Annotated in this window: 18 protein-coding genes; 16 read left to right on the top strand and 2 right to left on the bottom strand. The window is 60.0% G+C overall.

What is annotated here, in order from left to right; genetic code table 11:
- The first annotated feature begins 38 nt into the window (after positions 1-38).
- Genes AC3ITY_RS25195 through AC3ITY_RS25180 form a run of 4 tightly spaced genes read left to right on the top strand, consistent with a single transcriptional unit; the run spans position 39 to position 4,412 of the window.
- Positions 39-509, top strand: coding sequence for a (2Fe-2S)-binding protein (locus AC3ITY_RS25195; protein WP_489305662.1), 471 nt, complete (start codon positions 39-41; stop codon positions 507-509).
- The gene (locus AC3ITY_RS25190) at positions 506-2,836 is read left to right on the top strand and encodes a xanthine dehydrogenase family protein molybdopterin-binding subunit (protein WP_489305660.1); all 2,331 of its coding nucleotides are present in this window, start codon (positions 506-508) and stop codon (positions 2,834-2,836) included. Before AC3ITY_RS25195 ends, AC3ITY_RS25190 begins: the two co-directional genes overlap by 4 nt.
- The gene (locus AC3ITY_RS25185; RefSeq protein WP_489305659.1) at positions 2,836-3,819 is read left to right on the top strand and encodes an XdhC family protein; all 984 of its coding nucleotides are present in this window, start codon (positions 2,836-2,838) and stop codon (positions 3,817-3,819) included. Before AC3ITY_RS25190 ends, AC3ITY_RS25185 begins: the two co-directional genes overlap by 1 nt.
- Positions 3,816-4,412, top strand: a complete 597-nt coding sequence (locus AC3ITY_RS25180) for a nucleotidyltransferase family protein (RefSeq protein ID WP_489305658.1) — start codon at positions 3,816-3,818, stop codon at positions 4,410-4,412. The genes AC3ITY_RS25185 and AC3ITY_RS25180 overlap by 4 nt, the downstream gene beginning before the upstream one ends.
- 173 nt (positions 4,413-4,585) lie before the next feature.
- Here the strand turns inward: AC3ITY_RS25180 and rne are convergent, their stop codons facing one another.
- Positions 4,586-7,843, bottom strand: a complete 3,258-nt coding sequence (gene rne / locus AC3ITY_RS25175; RefSeq protein WP_489305657.1) for a ribonuclease E — start codon at positions 7,841-7,843, stop codon at positions 4,586-4,588.
- A gap of 702 nt (positions 7,844-8,545) precedes the next feature.
- On the opposite strand from rne, the gene rluC reads away from it, so the two are divergent.
- The 4 genes from rluC (at position 8,546) to AC3ITY_RS25155 (ending at position 12,707) form a co-directional block, all read left to right on the top strand.
- Positions 8,546-9,508: a 23S rRNA pseudouridine(955/2504/2580) synthase RluC gene (gene rluC / locus AC3ITY_RS25170; RefSeq protein ID WP_151214580.1), complete on the top strand. Its 963-nt coding sequence runs from the start codon at positions 8,546-8,548 to the stop codon at positions 9,506-9,508.
- Complete coding sequence (locus AC3ITY_RS25165) at positions 9,495-10,157, top strand: HAD-IA family hydrolase (protein WP_489305655.1); 663 nt, start codon at positions 9,495-9,497, stop codon at positions 10,155-10,157. Before rluC ends, AC3ITY_RS25165 begins: the two co-directional genes overlap by 14 nt.
- A 24-nt stretch (positions 10,158-10,181) precedes the next feature.
- Positions 10,182-11,171 (top strand): S49 family peptidase, encoded by a 990-nt coding sequence (locus AC3ITY_RS25160; protein ID WP_223456172.1) that lies wholly within the window; start codon positions 10,182-10,184, stop codon positions 11,169-11,171.
- 111 nt (positions 11,172-11,282) lie between these two features.
- The gene (locus tag AC3ITY_RS25155; RefSeq protein ID WP_489305654.1) at positions 11,283-12,707 is read left to right on the top strand and encodes an IS1182 family transposase; all 1,425 of its coding nucleotides are present in this window, start codon (positions 11,283-11,285) and stop codon (positions 12,705-12,707) included.
- A gap of 125 nt (positions 12,708-12,832) precedes the next feature.
- Here AC3ITY_RS25155 and AC3ITY_RS25150 read toward each other — a convergent pair whose 3' ends face one another.
- Positions 12,833-13,411, bottom strand: a complete 579-nt coding sequence (locus tag AC3ITY_RS25150; protein WP_489305652.1) for a Maf family protein — start codon at positions 13,409-13,411, stop codon at positions 12,833-12,835.
- 105 nt (positions 13,412-13,516) lie between these two features.
- Here AC3ITY_RS25150 and AC3ITY_RS25145 point away from each other — a divergent pair, with 105 nt between their 5' ends.
- From AC3ITY_RS25145 to pabC, 8 genes are all read left to right on the top strand, one after another.
- Positions 13,517-14,044 (top strand): YceD family protein, encoded by a 528-nt coding sequence (locus AC3ITY_RS25145; protein ID WP_008050439.1) that lies wholly within the window; start codon positions 13,517-13,519, stop codon positions 14,042-14,044.
- Between the two features lie 13 nt (positions 14,045-14,057).
- The gene (gene rpmF, locus AC3ITY_RS25140) at positions 14,058-14,240 is read left to right on the top strand and encodes a 50S ribosomal protein L32 (protein WP_003179396.1); all 183 of its coding nucleotides are present in this window, start codon (positions 14,058-14,060) and stop codon (positions 14,238-14,240) included.
- Positions 14,241-14,244: 4 nt separating this feature from the next.
- Complete coding sequence (gene plsX / locus AC3ITY_RS25135) at positions 14,245-15,255, top strand: phosphate acyltransferase PlsX (RefSeq protein WP_489305650.1); 1,011 nt, start codon at positions 14,245-14,247, stop codon at positions 15,253-15,255.
- A gap of 125 nt (positions 15,256-15,380) precedes the next feature.
- Positions 15,381-16,319 carry an ACP S-malonyltransferase gene (gene fabD, locus AC3ITY_RS25130; protein ID WP_489305649.1) on the top strand — a complete coding sequence of 313 codons (939 nt, stop codon included), beginning with the start codon at positions 15,381-15,383 and terminating at the stop codon, positions 16,317-16,319.
- 16 nt (positions 16,320-16,335) lie between these two features.
- Complete coding sequence (gene fabG / locus AC3ITY_RS25125; protein ID WP_007987168.1) at positions 16,336-17,076, top strand: 3-oxoacyl-ACP reductase FabG; 741 nt, start codon at positions 16,336-16,338, stop codon at positions 17,074-17,076.
- A gap of 196 nt (positions 17,077-17,272) precedes the next feature.
- A complete protein-coding gene (gene acpP, locus AC3ITY_RS25120) occupies positions 17,273-17,509 on the top strand; it encodes an acyl carrier protein (RefSeq protein ID WP_003175607.1) in 237 nt (78 codons plus the stop codon).
- A gap of 108 nt (positions 17,510-17,617) precedes the next feature.
- The gene (gene fabF / locus AC3ITY_RS25115; protein ID WP_489305647.1) at positions 17,618-18,862 is read left to right on the top strand and encodes a beta-ketoacyl-ACP synthase II; all 1,245 of its coding nucleotides are present in this window, start codon (positions 17,618-17,620) and stop codon (positions 18,860-18,862) included.
- Positions 18,862-19,677, top strand: a complete 816-nt coding sequence (gene pabC / locus AC3ITY_RS25110; protein WP_489305646.1) for an aminodeoxychorismate lyase — start codon at positions 18,862-18,864, stop codon at positions 19,675-19,677. The genes fabF and pabC overlap by 1 nt, the downstream gene beginning before the upstream one ends.
- Position 19,678 lies beyond the last annotated feature (1 nt).

Genomic DNA, 19,678 nt, shown 5'->3' with positions numbered 1-19,678 from the left:
GCTCGACCCCATAACTCAAGATCTATGCGGGCGTGCCCATGATTACCCTGAAACTCAATGGTCAAGACCATCAACTCGACGTCAGCGAGGACATGCCGCTGCTCTGGGCGATCCGCGACGTGGCCGGTTACAACGGCACCAAGTTCGGCTGCGGCATGGGCCTGTGCGGCGCCTGCACCATTCATATCGAAGGGGCTCCGGCACGCAGTTGCATCACGCCCATCGGCTCAGTCGCCGGACAGAATGTCAGCACCATCGACAACCTGCACGCCGACCCGATCGGCAAAGTCGTGCAGCAAGCCTGGCTCGACACGGCGGTCGCCCAATGCGGCTTCTGCCAGGGCGGGCAAATCATGTCGGCGACGGCGCTGCTCAAGACCAATCCGAACCCGAGCGACGAGCAGATCGAAGAAGCCATGGTCGGCAACATCTGTCGCTGCGGCACCTACAATCGCATCAAGACCGCGATCCGCCAGGCCTCCACCCACCTGAAGGAGGCCAAGGCATGAGCCGCTTACCGAATGATTTCGCCCTGAGCAATCTGAGCCGGCTCAGTCGCCGTGGCTTCCTGAAAAGTGTGGGTGCCACCAGTGCGCTGGTATTGGCGGCGAGCTGGGGCTGGCAAGACGCATTTGCCGAAGAAAAAGAGAAAAAGTTCGGCGCCGACGGCATGCCCCACGGCTGGGTCGACGATCCGAAAGTCTACGTGAGCATCGCCGCGGATGGCACGGTGACCGTGATCTGCAACCGCTCGGAGATGGGCCAGGGCGTGCGCACCAGTTTGACCATGGTGGTGGCCGATGAACTGGAAGCCGACTGGGCGATGGTCAAGGTGCAGCAGGCCCCCGGCGATGAAGTGCGCTTCGGCAACCAGGACACCGACGGCTCGCGCAGCATGCGTCACTGGTACGAGCCGATGCGCCGCTGCGGTGCCGCTGCGCGGACCATGCTCGAACAGGCCGCTGCCGCACAATGGAAAGTGCCGGTCGGTGAGTGTCACGCGCAACTGCACAAGGTCGTCCATGAGCCTTCTGGCCGCGAAATCGGATATGGCGCCCTGGCCTCCGCCGCAGGCGCGTTGCCGGTTCCGGCCCGCGACAGCCTGAAGCTCAAGCAACCCGCTGAGTTCCGTTACATCGGCAAGGAAGGCACCAAGGCCATCGATGGGGAGGACATCGTCAACGGCCGTGCGGTGTACGGCGCCGACGTGCATTTCGACGGCATGCTGTACGCGACCATTGCGCGGCCCACGGTGTATGGCGGCAAAGTCAAAAGCTTTGATGGCAGCTCGGCGATGAAAGTCCCCGGCGTGGTCAAAGTGGTACAGATCGAAAGCCGGCCTTTGCCCTCGGAGTTCCAGCCCCTGGGCGGCATCGCCGTGGTGGCGAGCAATACCTGGGCAGCGATCAAGGGCCGCGAGGCGCTGAAAATCGAGTGGGACGACGGCCCCAACGCCAGCTACGACTCGATTGCCTATCGCAAGGAACTTGAAGCGGCCTCGCTCAAGCCCGGCAAGGTGGTGCGCAATACCGGCAACCTCGAAAAGGCCATGGCCAGCGCCGATAGCACCCTGGAAGCCACCTACTACTTGCCGCATTTGTCACAGTCGCCGATGGAACCGATGGTCGCCATTGCGCGGTTCAAGGACGGTGCCTGCGAAGCCTGGGGGCCAAGCCAGGCGCCGCAGGTCACCCGGGAACGGATCGGTGAACGCCTAGGCCTGCCGTTCGACAAAGTCACGTTCAACGTGACCCTGCTCGGTGGCGGATTCGGGCGCAAGTCCAAGCCTGACTTCATCATCGAGGCCGCGATCCTCGCCAAGGAGTTCCCCGGCAAAGCGGTGCGGGTGCAATGGACCCGCGAAGACGACATCCACTGTTCCTACTTCCACACCGTGTCGGCCGAATACCTCAAGGCCAGCCTGAACAAGGATGGCCTGCCGTCCGGCTGGTTGCACCGTACGGTGGCGCCGAGCATCACCGCGTTGTTTGCGCCGGGCATGAACCATGAGGCGGCGTTCGAACTGGGCATGGGCTTCACCAACATGGCGTATGCGATCCCCAGCATTCGCCTGGAAAACCCCGAGGCAACGGTGCATACCCGGGTGGGTTGGTATCGCTCGGTGTCGAACATTCCCCATGGCTTCGCGATCCAGAGCTTTATCGATGAGCTGGCGCACAAGGCCGGGCAGGACCCACTCAAGTACCAGATAAGATTGCTCGGCCCGGACCGTCAGATCGATCCGCGCACCTTGAGTGAAGAGTGGAACTACGGCGAATCCCCCGAGCGTTATCCGATCGACACCGCGCGTCTGCGCACGGTACTGGAGACCGCCGCCAAAGCCGCCGGTTGGGGGCGTGAGTTGCCCAAAGGGCGCGGTTTGGGCCTGGCGGTGCATTACAGCTTCGTGACATATGTGGCGGCGGTGATCGAGGTGGAGGTCAAAGACGACGGCACACTGGTGGTGCACAAGGCCGACATCGCCGTCGATTGCGGACCACAGATCAACCCCGAGCGGATTCGCGCGCAATTCGAAGGCGCCTGTGTCATGGGCCTGGGTAATGCGGTGCTGGGGGAAATCAGCTTCAAGGACGGTAAAGTGCAGCAGGATAACTTCCACATGTACGAGGTGGCGCGCATGTCTCTGGCGCCAAAAGAAGTGGCAGTGCATCTGGTGACGCCGCCGGGCAACGTCCCATTGGGCGGTGTGGGTGAGCCGGGCGTGCCACCGATTGCGCCGGCACTGTGCAATGCGATCTTTGCTGCCACCGGCAAACGCATCCGCAACCTGCCGGTTCGTTATCAGCTGTCGGGCTGGCAGAAGGCTGGCGCCTGATGGACAGCGCTGATCTGAACGTCCTGCGCAGTGTGTTGCAATGGCATCGCGCCGGTCAGCGGGTGGTGTTGTACAGCGTGGTCGAAACCTGGGGCACTGCGCCCCGGGCACCCGGGGCCATGCTTGCCTTGCGCGAAGACGGCATGGTGATTGGTTCGGTTTCCGGCGGGTGTGTCGAGGATGACTTGATCGCCCGGCTGCACGACGGGCGCCTTGCGCTTGAGGGGCCGCCAGTGCAACTGATCACCTACGGCGTGACCCGCGAGGAAGCAGCACGTTTCGGCTTGCCTTGCGGTGGCACCTTGCGCTTGACCGAGGAGCGTATCGACGATGGGGATTGGGTCGAGCAATTGCTCGCCCGATGCGAGGCCCATGAAATCGTTGCGCGCGAACTGAACCTGGCCACCGGCGAAGTGCTTTTGCAGCCGGCCAATAAAGCTGATGTGTTGACATTCGACGGGCAGACCTTGCGGGCGATCTATGGCCCGCGCTGGCGCTTGCTGCTGATCGGCGCGGGGCAGCTATCGCGCTATGTGGCGGAAATGGCCCGGCTGCTGGATTTCGAGGTACTGATTTGCGATCCGCGTAGCGAGTTCGTCTATGGCTGGGAGGAGCAGCACGGAAGATTCGTTTCGGGCATGCCGGATGAGGCGGTATTGAACATCCAGACCGATGAACGCACGGCCATCGTGGCCTTGACCCATGATCCGCGTCTGGACGACATGGCGCTGCTCACAGCCCTGGATTCCAGGGCTTTTTACGTCGGGGCGCTGGGCTCGCGGGTCAACAGCCAGAAGCGCCGGGAAAACCTGGCTCAACTGGGTTTGTCGCAATCGGCGATTGACCGCTTGCATGGTCCGATCGGTTTGCACATCGGCAGTCATAATCCAGCGGAAATTGCCTTGTCGCTCATGGCGGAAATCGTGGCGGTCAAAAATGGCGTCGAACTGAAGCAGAAGAAAGTCTTGCGGGAGAGCGTATGAGCAAGTCCATTGGCGTCGTCGTACTGGCAGCGGGGCAGGGCAGCCGGTTTCGCCAGGTGGCGGGTGCTGAAAAGGATAAATTGGTGGCCGATTGCACTGGGCGTGACGGCGTAGTGCGGTCCGTCATCGAGCACACGTTGGTCAACCTGCCGGCGGCGCTGGACAAACGCGTGCTGGTGACCACTGCTGACCGCCCGCAAGTGGTTCGTATGGCTCAGGCCTATGGTTGCGAGATTGTACTGATCGAATCGACGGGAATGGGTGACAGCATTGCCGCGGGAGTCGCTGCCTGCAAGCAACTCGATGGCTGGCTGATGGTGCTGGGGGATATGCCGTTCATCCTGCCGTCCAGTATCGAGCAAGTGATGGCCGGAATTGGCGATGACAGTATCAGCGTGCCCGTGCAGGGCGGTGGGTACGGGCATCCAGTCTGGTTCGGACGGGACTTCGCAGCGGGGTTGATGGCGTTATCCGGGGATCGTGGCGCCAAACCGTTGTTCGCCCAAGGGCGGGTGGTTGAGGTGGCAGTGGATGATCCCGGTGTGTTGTGGGATGTGGATGTGCCTGAGGCACTAACCTTCAGACCAATATAGATCCTTGTGGGAGCGAGCCTGCTCGCGATAGCAATCTGGCATCCAGCAGAGATGCAGTCTGATCCACCGCTATCGCGAGCAGGCTCGCTCCCACAAGGGATTGCTGTGAAGTCCGGACATAAAAAAAGCCCCGCCTGGGATCACCAGGCGGGGCTTTTTAGTGGCCGATGGAATCAGACGAGAGGTTTAGGCTCGTGTTCTTTTTCCTGGGCTTGCTCGTGTTGCTCTACCGCTTCCTGAACGGAGCGGGGCGCTTCGTGGATCACCGACTCAACCGGCTCGGCAGCCACTTCAGCGGCCGGGGCAGGCGCTGCCTCAACCACTTCAGCAACAACCGGTGCAGGCTCGGCAGCGACAACCGCTTCAGCCGGAGCAGCAGCGGCAGCCAGTTCAGCTTCCTTCTGCAGACGCTCGGCTTCGCGCTTGCGACGACGCACTTCACGCGGGTCGTTAGGCGCACGGCCACTTGGCGTCAGGGCGCTGGCAGGAGCAGCTTCGACTACCGGAGCAGGTGCTTCGGCAACGACCGGTGCTTCAACGACAGGCGCTTCAACCATTTGTGCTGGAACCGGTTCTGCAGCGGCAACCGCCGGCTCGGAAACCATGGCTTCAGCCACTGGGGTTTCTGCGGCAGGTGCAGCGGCTTCAGCGACGGCTGGCTCGGCAACCCAGTTGAATGCGGTTTGCTCTTCGCGAACTTCACGCACGGTTTCAGTCACGGTCTCAACAACCGCTTCTGCAGCCTGGGTAGGTGCTTCTACCACTGGCGCTGGCTCGGCAGCCGCTTCAACAGCAGGCTGAGCTTCTGGCGCTGGCGCCACTTCGATTTCCGGCGAGGCGGTGATTTCGACCGGTGTGGTCGCTTCAACGACTGGCGCTTCAACCGGAGCTGCTTCCAGGGTTGCGGCAGTGGCGCGTTCGGCTTGCACATTGGCTTCAGCTTCGGCTGGAGCGCTGATCACGCTGCTGGCAACGGCTGCGGTGACAGCCAGGCCGGCGGCCAGATCGGCAACGCTTGGTGCTTCAGCGTTTTCGCCAGACTCGGACTCTTCCGAACCTTCGATCACGTTGCCGTTGGCGTCACGCTGACGCTCGCGACGGTTGCTGCGACGACGCTGACCACGGGAGCGGCGGCGTGGACGATCGCCTTCGGCGCTTTCCTGACCGTCTTCCTGCAGTTGCTCTTCGTTGGTGACCAGTTCTTCTTCAGTTGCGGCTGCGGCAGCTTGTTCGGCACGTGGCTGACGTTCTTCACGCGGTGGGCGTGGAGCGCGTTCTTCACGTGGCTGGCGAACTGGACGCTCTTCTGCGGTAGCAGCGGCGGCCGGAGCAGCCGGAGCAGCCGGAGTAGTCGGAGCGGCATCCAGAGGCTCGCGCAGTTCACGAACGCGTTCTTCACGCTCGCCACGTGGCTTGCGATCTTCACGCGGAGCGCGCGGTGCGCGTTCTTCACGAGGAGCGCGTGGTGCGCGTTCTTCGCGGGCTACTGCCGGAGTTTCTTCGCGGGTCTCGCGAGGTTCGCGCACTTCCCGTGGCTGACGCTCTTCACGCGGTGCGCGTTCTTCACGCGGTGCACGTTCTTCGCGGGGTTTGCGCTCTTCATCGCGGCGAACGTTACGGTTGCGGCTTTGCTGGCGACCGTTGCGACGCTCTTCGTTGCGGGCCGGACGCTCGGCGGCAGGCTTTTCAACCACAACCGGCGCGACAGGCTCTTCCTTGGTGGCGAACAGGCTGACCAGCGATTTCACCAGGCCTTTGAACAGGCTTGGCTCCGGTACGGCGACCGGGGCAGGGGCTGGAGCGGCCACTTCGGTCGGAACCGGAGCGTTGGCACGGGCCGGCGCCGTCTTGACCGCTGCTTCCTGGCGAACCAGGGTGCGGGTCGCAGCGGCTGGCTGGACTTCTTCGACTTCGGCAGCGGCAGCGGCGATTTCGTAGCTGGACTGGTTGGTCGCGGCTTCCGGGCTGTCGTCACGCAGGCGCTGCACTTCGAAATGTGGCGTTTCGAGGTGATCGTTCGGCAGGATGACGATGCGGGCGCGGGTGCGCAGTTCGATCTTGGTGATCGAGTTGCGTTTTTCGTTGAGCAGGAACGCGGCCACCGGGATCGGCACTTGTGCACGAACTTCGGCGGTACGGTCTTTCAGGGCTTCTTCTTCGATCAGGCGCAGGATCGCCAGGGACAGCGATTCAACGTCACGGATGATGCCGGTGCCGTTGCAACGCGGGCAGACGATGCCGCTGCTTTCGCCCAGGGATGGACGCAGGCGCTGACGGGACATTTCCAGCAGGCCGAAGCGCGAAATGCGACCGACTTGCACGCGAGCGCGGTCGGCTTCCAGGCATTCGCGGACTTTCTCTTCCACGGCGCGCTGGTTCTTGGCAGGGGTCATGTCGATGAAGTCGATGACGATCAGGCCGCCGATGTCGCGCAGGCGCAACTGACGGGCGATTTCCTCAGCCGCTTCAAGGTTGGTTTGCAGTGCGGTTTCTTCGATGTCGCTGCCTTTGGTGGCGCGCGCCGAGTTGATGTCGATGGACACCAGGGCTTCGGTCGGATCGATAACGATGGAGCCGCCGGAAGGCAGTTCGACAACGCGCTGGAAGGCGGTTTCGATCTGGCTTTCGATCTGGAAGCGGTTGAACAGCGGAACGCTGTCTTCGTACAGTTTGATCTTGCTGGCGTACTGCGGCATCACCTGGCGGATGAAGGTCAGGGCTTCGTCCTGGGCTTCAACGCTGTCGATCAGCACTTCGCCGATGTCCTGGCGCAGGTAGTCGCGGATCGCGCGGATGATCACGTTGCTTTCCTGATAGATCAGGAACGGCGCGGAACGATCCAGCGAGGCTTCCTTGATAGCGGTCCAGAGTTGCAGCAGGTAGTCGAGGTCCCACTGCATTTCTTCGCTGCTGCGGCCCAGGCCGGCAGTGCGCACGATCAGGCCCATGTCGGCCGGGGCAACCAGGCCGTTCAGCGCTTCACGCAGTTCATTGCGCTCTTCGCCTTCGATGCGACGGGAGATACCGCCGGCACGCGGGTTGTTCGGCATCAGCACCAGGTAACGACCGGCCAGGCTGATGAAGGTGGTCAGGGCGGCGCCCTTGTTGCCACGTTCTTCTTTTTCGACCTGAACGATGACTTCCTGGCCTTCGCTCAGGACGTCCTTGATGTTGACGCGACCTTCCGGGGCTTTCTTGAAGTATTCGCGGGAGATTTCTTTGAGGGGCAGGAAGCCGTGGCGCTCAGAGCCGAAATCGACAAAGGCAGCCTCGAGGCTTGGTTCGATGCGAGTAATCCGGCCTTTATAGATGTTGGCCTTCTTCTGCTCGCGTGCACCGGATTCGATGTCCAGGTCGTAGAGGCGCTGGCCATCTACCAGTGCAACACGCAACTCTTCGGGTTGAGTTGCGTTAATCAGCATTCTTTTCATGTAGTACCGTCGGTTTCCGGGCTGCCGGAAACGGCGTTCGGCACACACGACTTCTCACGGTCGGTGTCAGGTGCGTCGGGAGTGGTTGGCCATTTCCCGTGTCCAGCGAAGTCCGGCCAATGTGGGCCTTCATCGCGACGTACGCGTCCTGCTTGCTGTGGCTACTTAAGCACTCAGTCAGGAGGAGGAATCAACCAGCGGCTGTGGACGAGATGAAGCGTCTTGAGAAAGCCTGTTGCTACACAGTCCGGCGGTTGTGCATCTCCACCCTACACGTATCCCTGATAATTCGGGTGCTGCCGCGCGCAGAATCCGCAGCGGGTTGGCATTTACCGTGAGCTCCGATAGGGGAGGTCACGCATCATGGCTAATTTAGGCGTTGTTTCCGATGCCTTCGCTCGGGGTCATTCGCAACTGACTGCACTTTGTGAACTGGCCGTGAATATGGCTCGCAAAACGAGTGAGAAACTCTGCTTTGTGGCGTGATTCAGGCCTCATGTCACCTGCGCTCGTTACACCTGCAAACTCCACCGTTACGTAGCGAAAGCCCCGTAGGACGGCCTCGCGTCCTGGTGAATTGCGTTGGTCAGGGCCGGTTTTTGACCGTTGGTCCGCTGTCCAGGCCGCTTTTGGCGACGTTCGCGACTATAGCAGTAATGATTAAGTGCTTCAATTCCATAAAAAATTGTTATCATCCGCGGCATGACGACGACTACCCCCCCGACTCCAGGCGTACAACTGCTTGAGGTCTCGCCGGAATATGCCGGCCAACGTATTGATAATTTCCTTCTCGCCCGACTCAAAGGCGTGCCCAAGACCTTGATTTACCGCATTTTGCGCAAGGGCGAAGTGCGCGTGAACAAAGGTCGGATCAAGCCCGAGTACAAGCTGCAGGCGGGCGATATCGTGCGCGTGCCGCCGGTTCGTGTGCCTGAGCGCGACGAGCCCGTGCCACTGGCACAAGGCCTGCTGCAGCGACTCGAGGCCTCGATTGTCTTCGAAGACAAGGCGCTGATCGTGATCAACAAGCCTTGCGGCATCGCCGTTCACGGCGGCAGCGGCTTGAATTACGGAGTCATCGAAGCCTTTCGTCAGTTGCGTCCCGATTGCAAGGAACTCGAACTGGTTCATCGTCTCGACCGTGACACCTCCGGCCTGCTGATGATCGCCAAGAAGCGCAGCATGCTGCGTCACTTGCACACAGCCTTGCGCGGTGATGGCGTTGATAAGCGCTATATGGCGCTGGTTCGCGGTAACTGGGCATCCTCGATCAAGCAAGTTCGAGCGTCGCTCGGTAAGAGCAATCTGCGCTCCGGTGAGCGTATGGTCGAGGTCGACGAGGAGGAGGGCAAGGAGTCTGTGACCGTGTTCAAGGTCCTGCGTCGCTTTGGCGACTTTGCCACCCTGATTGAAGCCAAGCCGATCACCGGCCGCACTCACCAGATCCGCGTCCACACATTGCACGCCGGGCACTGCATTGCCGGCGACACCAAGTACGGCGATGACGATTTCAGTAAGGAAATCCGCGATCTGGGCGGCAAGCGCCTGTTCCTGCACGCCTACATGCTGACCGTGCCGCTTCCCGATGGTGGTGAACTGAAGCTGCAAGCGCCGGTCGACGAGATGTGGGCCAAAACCGTGGAGCGATTGAGTGCGCCCATCTGATTACAAGCTGCTGATCTTTGATTGGGACGGCACCCTGGCCGACTCCATTGGTCGGATTGTCGAGGCGATGCACGTTGCCTCCCAGCGTTCCGGTTTTGAGCTGCGCGATGATCTGGCCGTCAAGGGCATCATCGGCCTGGGCTTGCCGGAAGCGATCCGCACCCTGTACCCCGAAATCGGCGACGCCGAGCTGATCGCGTTCCGCGAGCACTATGCTGAGCATTACATTGCGTCGGAGGCTGTGCCTTCGCCGCTGTTCGAAGGTGTGGTCGAGTCTCTCGAGGCGTTTCGTGCCGAGGGCTATCATCTGGCTGTGGCGACCGGCAAGGCCCGTCGCGGGCTGGATCGGGTGTTGAAGTCCCATGGCTGGGAGAATTACTTCGATATCACTCGCGCCGCCGACGAGACCGCCAGCAAGCCCCATCCGCTGATGCTCGAGCAGATTCTCGCGCATTGCGAGGTTCGCCCGGAGCAGGCGTTGATGGTCGGTGATTCGTCCTTTGATTTGCAGATGGCGCGCAACGCCGGCATGGGCTCGGTGGCCGTCAGTTATGGCGCCCAATCGATCGATGCGTTGAAGTTGTATGAGCCGCGACTGGCCATCGACCGCTTTTCAGAATTGCATGCCTGGCTGAGTCAGCGGGCTTAACCGGTTGTATTTGGGGTGGATGGCATGACCGACGAATGGAAGGCGCCCGCCAAGGCGAGCGCAGAGAGCGGTGACGACAAGAGCTGGAAGCTGCTGGAAAAGACGCTGCTGGCCGGCGTGCAGGAGCAGCGCCGGTCCCGTCGCTGGGGGATATTCTTCAAATCACTGACTTTTGTGTATCTGTTCGGCGCAATTGCCCTGTTTTCGCCGCTGATGGATATGGAGAAGGCAGCTACCCTCAGTGCCAATTACACGGCGTTGATCGATGTGACAGGCATGATTGCCGACAAGGAGCCGGCCAGCGCAGACAATATCGTTGGCAGCCTGCGCGCGGCTTTCGAGGACAAGAAGGTCAAGGGTGTCATCCTGCGCATCAACAGCCCGGGCGGCAGTCCGGTGCAGTCGGGTTATGTCTATGACGAGATCCGTCGCCTGCGCGGCCTGCACCCGGACACCAAGCTGTATGCGGTCATTTCCGACTTGGGGGCTTCCGGCGCTTACTACATCGCCAGCGCGGCAGATCAGATCTACGCCGACAAGGCGAGCCTGGTCGGCTCCATCGGTGTGACGGCAGCCGGTTATGGTTTTGTCGGCACCATGGAGAAGCTGGGCGTCGAGCGTCGCACCTACACCTCTGGCGAGCACAAGTCGTTCCTCGATCCGTTCCAGCCACAGAAGCCGGAAGAAACCGCCTTCTGGCAGGGTGTGCTCGATACGACCCACAAGCAGTTCATCAGCAGCGTCAAGCAGGGGCGCGGCGATCGCCTGAAGGACAAGGATCATCCGGAGCTGTTCTCCGGTCTGGTCTGGTCCGGCGAGCAGGCGCTGCCACTGGGGTTGATCGATGGGCTGGGTAATGCCAGTTCGGTTGCGCGGGATGTGATCGGCGAGAAAGAGCTGGTGGACTTTACCGTTCAGGAGTCGCCATTCGATCGCTTCTCGAAAAAACTCGGTGCCAGCGTGGCTGAGCATTTGGCGATGTGGATGGGATTTAACGGTCCGTCGTTGCGTTGATTCTGAAGTGGCATGAAAAACCGGCCTGCGTCAGGCTGTGTGAAAACCTAGCAATCTGCGCGGCACTCAAAGAAAATGCTTCGTATCGAAAGATACGGAGCATTTTTCGTTATGGCCTACATCCAGGGACAGTCCCGCAGTCAGACCAGCCTATTTCCGGTCTCGCTGGAAGAGTTGATCCCCGAGGATCACCTCGTTCGCGTTATCGACCTTTACGTCGCCAAGCTGGATCTGGCGCGACTGGGCTTTGATAAAGCACTTCCTAAAAGTACCGGCCGGCCCTCTTACGATCCAGCCGATCAGCTAAAACTCTACCTCTACGGTTATTTCCAGCGGATCCGTTCATCACGGCGCCTCGAAGCCGAGTGTCAGCGCAATATCGAAGTGATGTGGCTGATCAATCGACTCAAGCCCGATTTCAAGACCATCGCCGACTTTCGTAAAGACAACAAACCCGCTTTCATCGCGACGTGCCGGGCCTTCGTCCAGTTTTGCCGCACGGCGGGTTTGATAACCGGCGAGTTGGTGGCCATTGATGGCAGCAAGTTTCAGGCGGTCGCCTCTTCACGGCGTCATACGAATTTGAAGCGGCTCCAACATCAAGAGCAGAAGCTGGAGAAGCGCATCGCCCAATATTTGGCAGAGCTGGACGAGGCAGATAAAACCGAAGCCGGCGAAAAGATTAACCGTAGTGCGATCAGAACGACTTTGACGCAACTTGAAGTCAGGCATTCCAATAACTTGACGTGCCAGGCGCTGATGAAATCGATGGAGCTTGAGCAATTCAATACCCACGAAAGCGATGCGCGAATGCTGCGAACGCACAAAGGGCCTCGGGTCGGGTACAACGTACAGACAGCCGTGGACGCTGAGAACTGCATGATCGTGCACCATGAAGTGACTCAGGACAGCGATGATCGCAAGCAACTTGAACCGATGGCCAAGGCCGCCAAGGAACAACTTTCGCAAGATGAACTGACGGTCACTGCAGATGCGGGCTACTCCAATGGCAAGCAGTTCCAGGCATGTGAGGATGAGAACATCACCGCTTATGTGCCTGTGGCGCGATCACTCAACTCCTGCGGCAAGGAACAGGCACTTTTCGATCGAACAGCATTTGCCTACGATGCGTCGCAAGATCGATATCAATGCCCTGCCGGAAAATGGCTGATCTTTAAACAGATCAGCAACAAAGGCCGGATCTACCAGTCGGCGCTCAGCGACTGTGCAAGCTGCCCGTTAAAAGCGCAATGCACCGAAGCCCAGCGCCGATACCTCTCACGCCATCTGCACGAAAAGGCATTCGAGCGAATGGAGCAGCGAATGCAGGCGCATCCCGACATGATGGTCAACCGCAGATCCATCGTCGAACATCCCTTCGGCAACCTTAAACAGTGGTTATTTGGTAATGCTCGCTTCTTGCTGCGACAGCTTGAAGGCGCGAGAGCTGAAATGGCCTTGGCAGTGAACGCCTACAACCTGAAAAGAGCGATTAACGTGTTAGGCGTGCGCCAGATGATGGCGTTGATGGGCTGAAAGGCCTTTTTTCGTCTGCTGTGAGCACAAAAGCAAACGCCCCGAACAAGTCGGGGCGTTTGTTGGAACCGTCATCAGCGTGTTTTCACACAGCCTGTGCGTGGCCGGTTTTTTAGTATTGAGTGTCAGGGTATTTGCACGCCTTCTGCCAACAGCATGTCGATCAGGCGAATCAGCGGCAGGCCGATCAGGCTGGTGGCGTCGGGGCCCTCTGTGCTGCGAAACAGGCTGACCCCCAGGCCTTCGGCCTTGAAGCTGCCTGCGCAGTCGTAGGGTTGCTCGGCGTGAAGGTAGCGTTCGATGCGGATTGCATCGAGTGTGCGCATGTGTACGGTGAAGGGCACACAATCGACCTGGCAGTGCCCGGTCTGGCTGTTGAGCAGGGCCAGGCCGGTCAGGAACGTCACGCTGGCACCGCTGGCGGCCAGCAGTTGCTCGCGGGCTTTTTCGAACGTGTGGGGCTTGCCGATAATCCGGTTTCCCAGCACTGCGACCTGGTCGGAGCCAATTATCAGATGAGCGGTATGGCTGTCGGCCAGGGCGCGCGCTTTCTCTTCGGCGAGGCGCTTGACCAGCTCGATGGCGGGCTCATCCGGGCGATGGCTTTCGTCGATATCCGGCGAGCTGCAAGTGAAAGGCAGCTGCAGGCGGGTCAGCAATTCCCGGCGATAGACCGAGCCAGAAGCGAGTAATAAAGGCAGCATGCGCATCTCCAGAAGGCAGGTGCGAATTCTAGCGAGGCTTGCAAGTGACGGACAGGGCTGAATTTCCTTTGACATGGGCGGGTGCATCCCTATAATGCTGCGCCTATGTTGAATGACCCGATTCCACCTCACGTTGACCCGCGCAAATTGGCTGATCGTGGCACCACCCTTCAAGGTGAAATGCTGCTGGCCGATTTGGAGAGACTCTGCGACCCGCTTTCCGACAATGTCGGTACGGTGCAGGCTAAATTCGTTTTTGAACGAGATGAACGTAAATCTGTGGTCATCCACAGCTTTATCGACACTGAAGTCAAAATGGTTTGCCAGCGTTGTCTTGAGCTGGTCACCCTGCCGATCCACAGCGAATGCAGTTACGCCGTGGTGAAGGAGGGTGCGAATACCCAGTCGTTGCCGAAAGGTTATGACGTGCTGGAACTGGGCGAAGATCCTTTGGATCTGCAGTCACTGATCGAGGAGGAGCTTCTGCTCGCCTTGCCCATTGTGCCTGCTCATCATCCGGAAGAATGCCAGCAGCCGGCGGGTCTCGATGAGCCCGAACCGAGCGAGGACGAGGTAACGCGGTCCAACCCGTTCAGTGTATTGGCGCAGTTAAAGCGTGACCCAAACGTTTAGGAGTTAATCAATTATGGCTGTTCAGCAGAACAAAAAATCCCGCTCTGCCCGTGACATGCGCCGTTCGCACGACGCTCTCGAGGCTAGCACCCTGTCTGTAGAAAAAACCACCGGTGAAGTTCACCTGCGTCACCACGTATCGCCAGAAGGCGTATACCGTGGCCGTAAAGTGATCGACAAGGGCGCTGACGAGTAATCACTTGTCCGCTCAAGTCATCGCGATTGACGCAATGGGCGGGGACTTCGGTCCCCGCAGCATTGTTCAGGCCAGCCTTGCTTGCCTGTCTGCTACGCCCTCGCTGCACCTGACCCTCGTCGGTCAACCCTCCCTTCTTGAAGAATTGATCGCTGGCCATTCGGCTGTGGATCGCGCGCGCCTGTCGATTGCCCCGGCGAGCGAAGTCATCACCATGGACGAAAAACCGGCCCAGGCCTTGCGCGGCAAACCTGACTCGTCGATGCGCGTGGCGCTTGAGTTGTTGCGTGACGGCAAGGTCCAGGCCTGTGTCAGTGCCGGCAACACCGGGGCGCTGATGGCGTTGTCGCGGTTCGTGCTCAAGACCCTGCCGGGCATTGACCGTCCGGCCATGGTGGCGGCGATTCCGACACAAAAGGGTTACTGCCAATTGCTCGACCTGGGCGCCAACGTCGATTGCAGTGCCGAGCATCTGTTGCAGTTTGCGGTCATGGGTTCGGTTGCCGCAGAAACCCTGGGCATAGCGCGCCCGCGAGTGGCCTTGCTGAACATCGGCACCGAAGACATCAAGGGCAATCAGCAGGTCAAGCTGGCAGCGACGTTGTTGCAAGGCGCCCGGGGCATCAATTACATCGGCTTTATCGAGGGCGACGGTTTGTACCGTGGCGAAGCGGATGTGGTGGTGTGTGACGGTTTTGTCGGCAACATCCTGCTCAAATCCAGCGAAGGTCTGGCGACCATGATTGCCGCGCGCATCGAGGCGTTGTTCAAAAAGAACATGGCCTCTCGCGTGGTCGGTGCGCTGGCGCTGCCGTTGATGAAGCGTCTGCAGACTGAACTGGCGCCTGCCCGGCACAACGGCGCGAGCTTTCTCGGCTTGCAGGGCATTGTGGTGAAAAGCCACGGTTCTGCCGGGGTCCAGGGTTTTCAAAGTGCCATTCAGCGTGCCTTGATCGAGATTCAGGAGAATCTTCCCGAGCGCCTGCACGGTCGTCTGGAGGATTTGTTGCTTTAGGCGTTTTCGTCGGACAATGCTTAAATGTGACCGCTTGGTTCGATGGGCCATCCAACTGTCAGTTTCTTGCGTCCCCAAAGCGGGGCGCCAACTCTCCGACGACAAGATCATTAGGGGCTTGTTACATGTCTGCTTCCCTCGCATTCGTCTTTCCCGGACAGGGTTCGCAGTCCCTCGGCATGCTCGCCGAGTTGGGCGCACAACATCCGGTTGTCCTTGAAACATTCAAAGAAGCTTCCGATGCACTGGGTTACGACCTGTGGGCACTGACCCAGCAAGGGCCGGAAGAGCAACTCAATCAAACCGATAAAACCCAGCCGGCCATTCTGACCGCCTCTATCGCCCTGTGGCGTCTGTGGCTGGCCGAAGGTGGTGCGCGTCCGGCTTACGTTGCCGGGCACAGCCTGGGTGAATACAGCGCACTGGTCGCGGCAGGCAGTCTGAGCCTGGGCGACGCGGTGAAGCTGGTCGAGCGTCGTGGCCTACTGATGCAGGAAGCCGTGCCGGCCGGACAAGGCGGCATGGCCGCCATCCTCGGACTGGACGATGCCGACGTACTGGCAGCCTGTGCCGAAGCGGCGCAAGGTGAAGTGGTCAGTGCGGTCAATTTCAACTCGCCGGGCCAGGTGGTCATCGCTGGTGCCAAGGCTGCCGTCGAGCGCGCGATCGAAGGCTGCAAGGCGCGTGGTGCCAAGCGCGCCATGCCGTTGCCGGTCAGCGTGCCGTCGCACTGCGAGCTGATGCGTCCGGCGGCCGAGCGTTTCGCCGAGTCGATCGCCGCGATTGACTGGCAGGTCCCGCAAATTCCTGTGGTGCAGAACGTCAGTGCTGGTGTGCCTGCCGATCTGGAAACCCTCAAGCGCGATCTGCTTGAGCAGCTTTACAAGCCAGTGCGCTGGGTTGAATCGGTCCAGGTGCTGGCCACCAGGGGCGCGACCCAGCTGGTCGAATGCGGTCCGGGCAAAGTGCTGGCCGGTCTGAACAAGCGCTGCGCCGAAGGCGTGTCGACATCCAACCTCAATACCCCAGACGCTTTCGCTGCCGCTCGTGCAGCGTTGGCCTGAATCAGGAGAAGCTTGCATGAGTCTGCAAGGTAAAGTTGCACTGGTCACCGGTGCAAGTCGTGGCATCGGCCAGGCCATCGCCCTGGAACTGGGTCGTCAGGGCGCCATCGTTGTTGGTACCGCGACCTCCGCGTCGGGTGCTGAGCGCATTGCCGCCACCCTGAAAGAAAACGGCATTCAAGGCACCGGTCTTGAGCTCAACGTCACCAGCGACGAGTCCGTGGCAAGTGTTCTGGCGAGCATTCAGGAGCAGTTCGGTGCGCCGGCGATTCTGGTCAATAATGCCGGTATCACCCGCGATAACCTGATGATGCGCATGAAAGACGACGAGTGGCACGACGTTGTCGATACCAATCTGAACAGTCTGTTCCGCCTGTCCAAGGGCGTTTTGCGCGGCATGACCAAAGCTCGTTGGGGCCGAATTATCAGTATTGGCTCGGTTGTGGGTGCCATGGGCAACGCAGGCCAAGTAAACTACGCTGCCGCCAAGGCCGGCCTGGAAGGTTTCAGCCGTGCACTGGCGCGTGAAGTCGGTTCGCGTTCGATTACGGTAAACTCGGTGGCCCCAGGGTTCATCGATACCGATATGACCCGTGAACTGCCCGAGGCACAGCGTGAAGCCTTGCAGACGCAGATTCCGCTGGGTCGTCTGGGACAAGCTCAAGAGATCGCGTCCGTGGTCGCTTTTCTTGCGTCGGACGGTGCGGCTTACGTTACCGGAGCTACAATCCCGGTGAACGGCGGGATGTACATGTAATTCAAATGTGACGGATTGCTTCAAAAAAATGTCATACGAGCTGTCTAAAATCCGTTATAAAGCTGCAATCTATTTATAGGCAGAGGGTCACCGGGTTCGAGGAGTGAAGCTTTCAGTTGAAAAGCTGAAAAGCCTTTCTATACACTTACCCACTGGCCAGCTGCCTGAATTTGTCCATTAGGAGTGAAAACAAGGTATGAGCACCATCGAAGAGCGCGTCAAGAAAATCGTTGCTGAGCAACTGGGCGTTAAAGAAGAAGAAGTGGTCAACACTGCTTCCTTCGTTGAAGACCTGGGTGCCGACTCCCTTGACACCGTTGAGCTGGTGATGGCTCTGGAAGAGGAATTCGAGACCGAAATCCCTGACGAAGAAGCCGAGAAGATCACTACTGTACAAGCTGCAATCGACTACGTTACTAGCCACCAGGCGTAATAGTTTGTAATCGTTGCTCGCTGTCATGGAAAAACCGCACTGCCATCACGGCGTGCGGTTTTTTCTTTAGGCCTGATGCAAAGTCGTCATTTGAAAAAGGAGAGTGCTGTGTCGCGTAGACGCGTCGTAGTCACCGGTATGGGTATGTTGTCGCCACTGGGCACGGATGTGCCGAGCAGCTGGCAGGGCATTCTGGCTGGCCGCAGTGGCATTGGTCTGATCGAACACGCCGACCTTTCTGCCTATTCCACCCGTTTTGGCGGCTCGGTAAAGGGCTTCAATGTCGAGGAATACCTGTCGCTCAAGGAAGCCCGCAAGCTCGACCTGTTCATTCAATACGGTCTGGCCGCAGGTTTTCAGGCGGTACGCAATGCCGGCCTGGAAGTTACTGACGCCAACCGTGAGCGTATCGGTGTGGCCATGGGCTCGGGTATTGGCGGTCTGACCAATATCGAAGAAACCGCCCGCACCCTGCACGAGACCGGCCCACGACGGATCTCTCCGTTCTTCGTGCCAGGCTCGATCATCAATATGATTTCCGGTTTCCTGTCCATCCATCTGGGGGCACAGGGACCTAACTACGCCATCGCCACGGCCTGTACCACCGGTACCCACTGCATTGGCATGGCAGCCCGCAACATCATGTACGACGAAGCCGACGTGATGATTGCCGGCGGCGCCGAGATGGCGGCCTGCGGTCTGGGCATGGGCGGCTTCGGTGCCTCCCGCGCGCTGTCGACCCGCAACGACGAGCCGACCCGCGCCAGCCGTCCATGGGACAAGGGCCGCGATGGCTTTGTATTGTCCAATGGTGCCGGTGCGCTGGTGCTGGAAGAGCTCGAGCACGCCAAGGCGCGTGGCGCGACCATCTACGCCGAGCTGATCGGCTTTGGCACCAGTGGCGATGCCTACCACATGACCTCGCCGCCAGCCGATGGCGCGGGTGCTGCGCGCTGCGTCACCAATGCGCTGCGCGATGCCAAGATCAATGGCGATCAAGTGCAGTACATCAACGCCCACGGCACTTCGACTCCCGCAGGCGACCTGGCCGAAGTCAATGCGATCAAGTCGGTGTTCGGCGATCACGCCTACAAGCTGGCCGTCAGTTCCACCAAGTCCATGACCGGTCACCTGCTGGGTGCGGCGGGCGCGGTCGAGGCGATCTTCAGCGTGCTGGCGATCAACAGCCAGGTAGCGCCGCCGACCATCAACCTCGATGAGCCGGACGAAGGTTGCGACCTCGATTTCGTGCCGCACACTGCGCGCAACATGGATATCGATGTGGTGGTGTCCAACTCCTTCGGTTTTGGCGGCACCAACGGTTCGCTGGTGTTCCGCCGGTTCGCAGGCTGATGGACAGCTGGGTCGACGGTCAGCCGGCTGACGCTTTGTCGCTGAAGGATCGCGGCCTGGCTTATGGCGATGGTCTGTTCGAGACCATCGCCGTGCGCAAAGGGCAGCCCGTGTTGCTGGACCGGCATCTGTCGCGTCTGGCTGACGGCTGTTCGCGTTTGGCAATTACTGCTGATCATGAGTTGGTCCGCAGCGAGTTGCTGGCCTACGCTGCGGCGCTGGGTGACGGGGTGCTCAAGCTCATCCTCACCCGTGGCGACGGTCTGCGCGGTTACGCCCCCGATCCTTCGGCTCAGGCCCGACGCATTTTGCAAGGCAATCCACCCGTTGCTTACCCTGCCGTGCATGGCGAGCAGGGTGTTCGTTTGTTTCCTTGCACCACGCGATTGTCCAGACAGCCATTACTTGCCGGCCTCAAGCACCTGAATCGTCTTGAACAAGTCCTCGCCCGTGCCGAATGGCAGGACACCGAGCATGCCGAAGGCTTGATGCTCGATCAGGCCGGTCGTGTGATTGAAGGCGTGTTCAGCAACGTGTTCCTGGTGCGTGATGGTGTGCTCATCACCGCTGACCTCAAGCGCTGCGGCGTGGCAGGCGTGATGCGCGCCGAAGTAATGTTTCAGGCCAAGTCGCTGGGAATCCCCACGCAAATCACCGATATCCCCCTCGAACAGCTGCAATGGGCTGACGAAGTCTTTGTCTGCAACAGCGTGTATGGTATCTGGCCGGTGCGCGCCTATGCTGCTCTTCACTGGCCGGTTGGGCCGCTCACCCGTAAACTCCAAACCATTGCCCGTGTGCTACTGGATGCTTGAT

This window comes from Pseudomonas sp. GL_091, from assembly GCF_057837725.1.
This window is presented reverse-complemented; position numbering and strand designations above follow the sequence as displayed.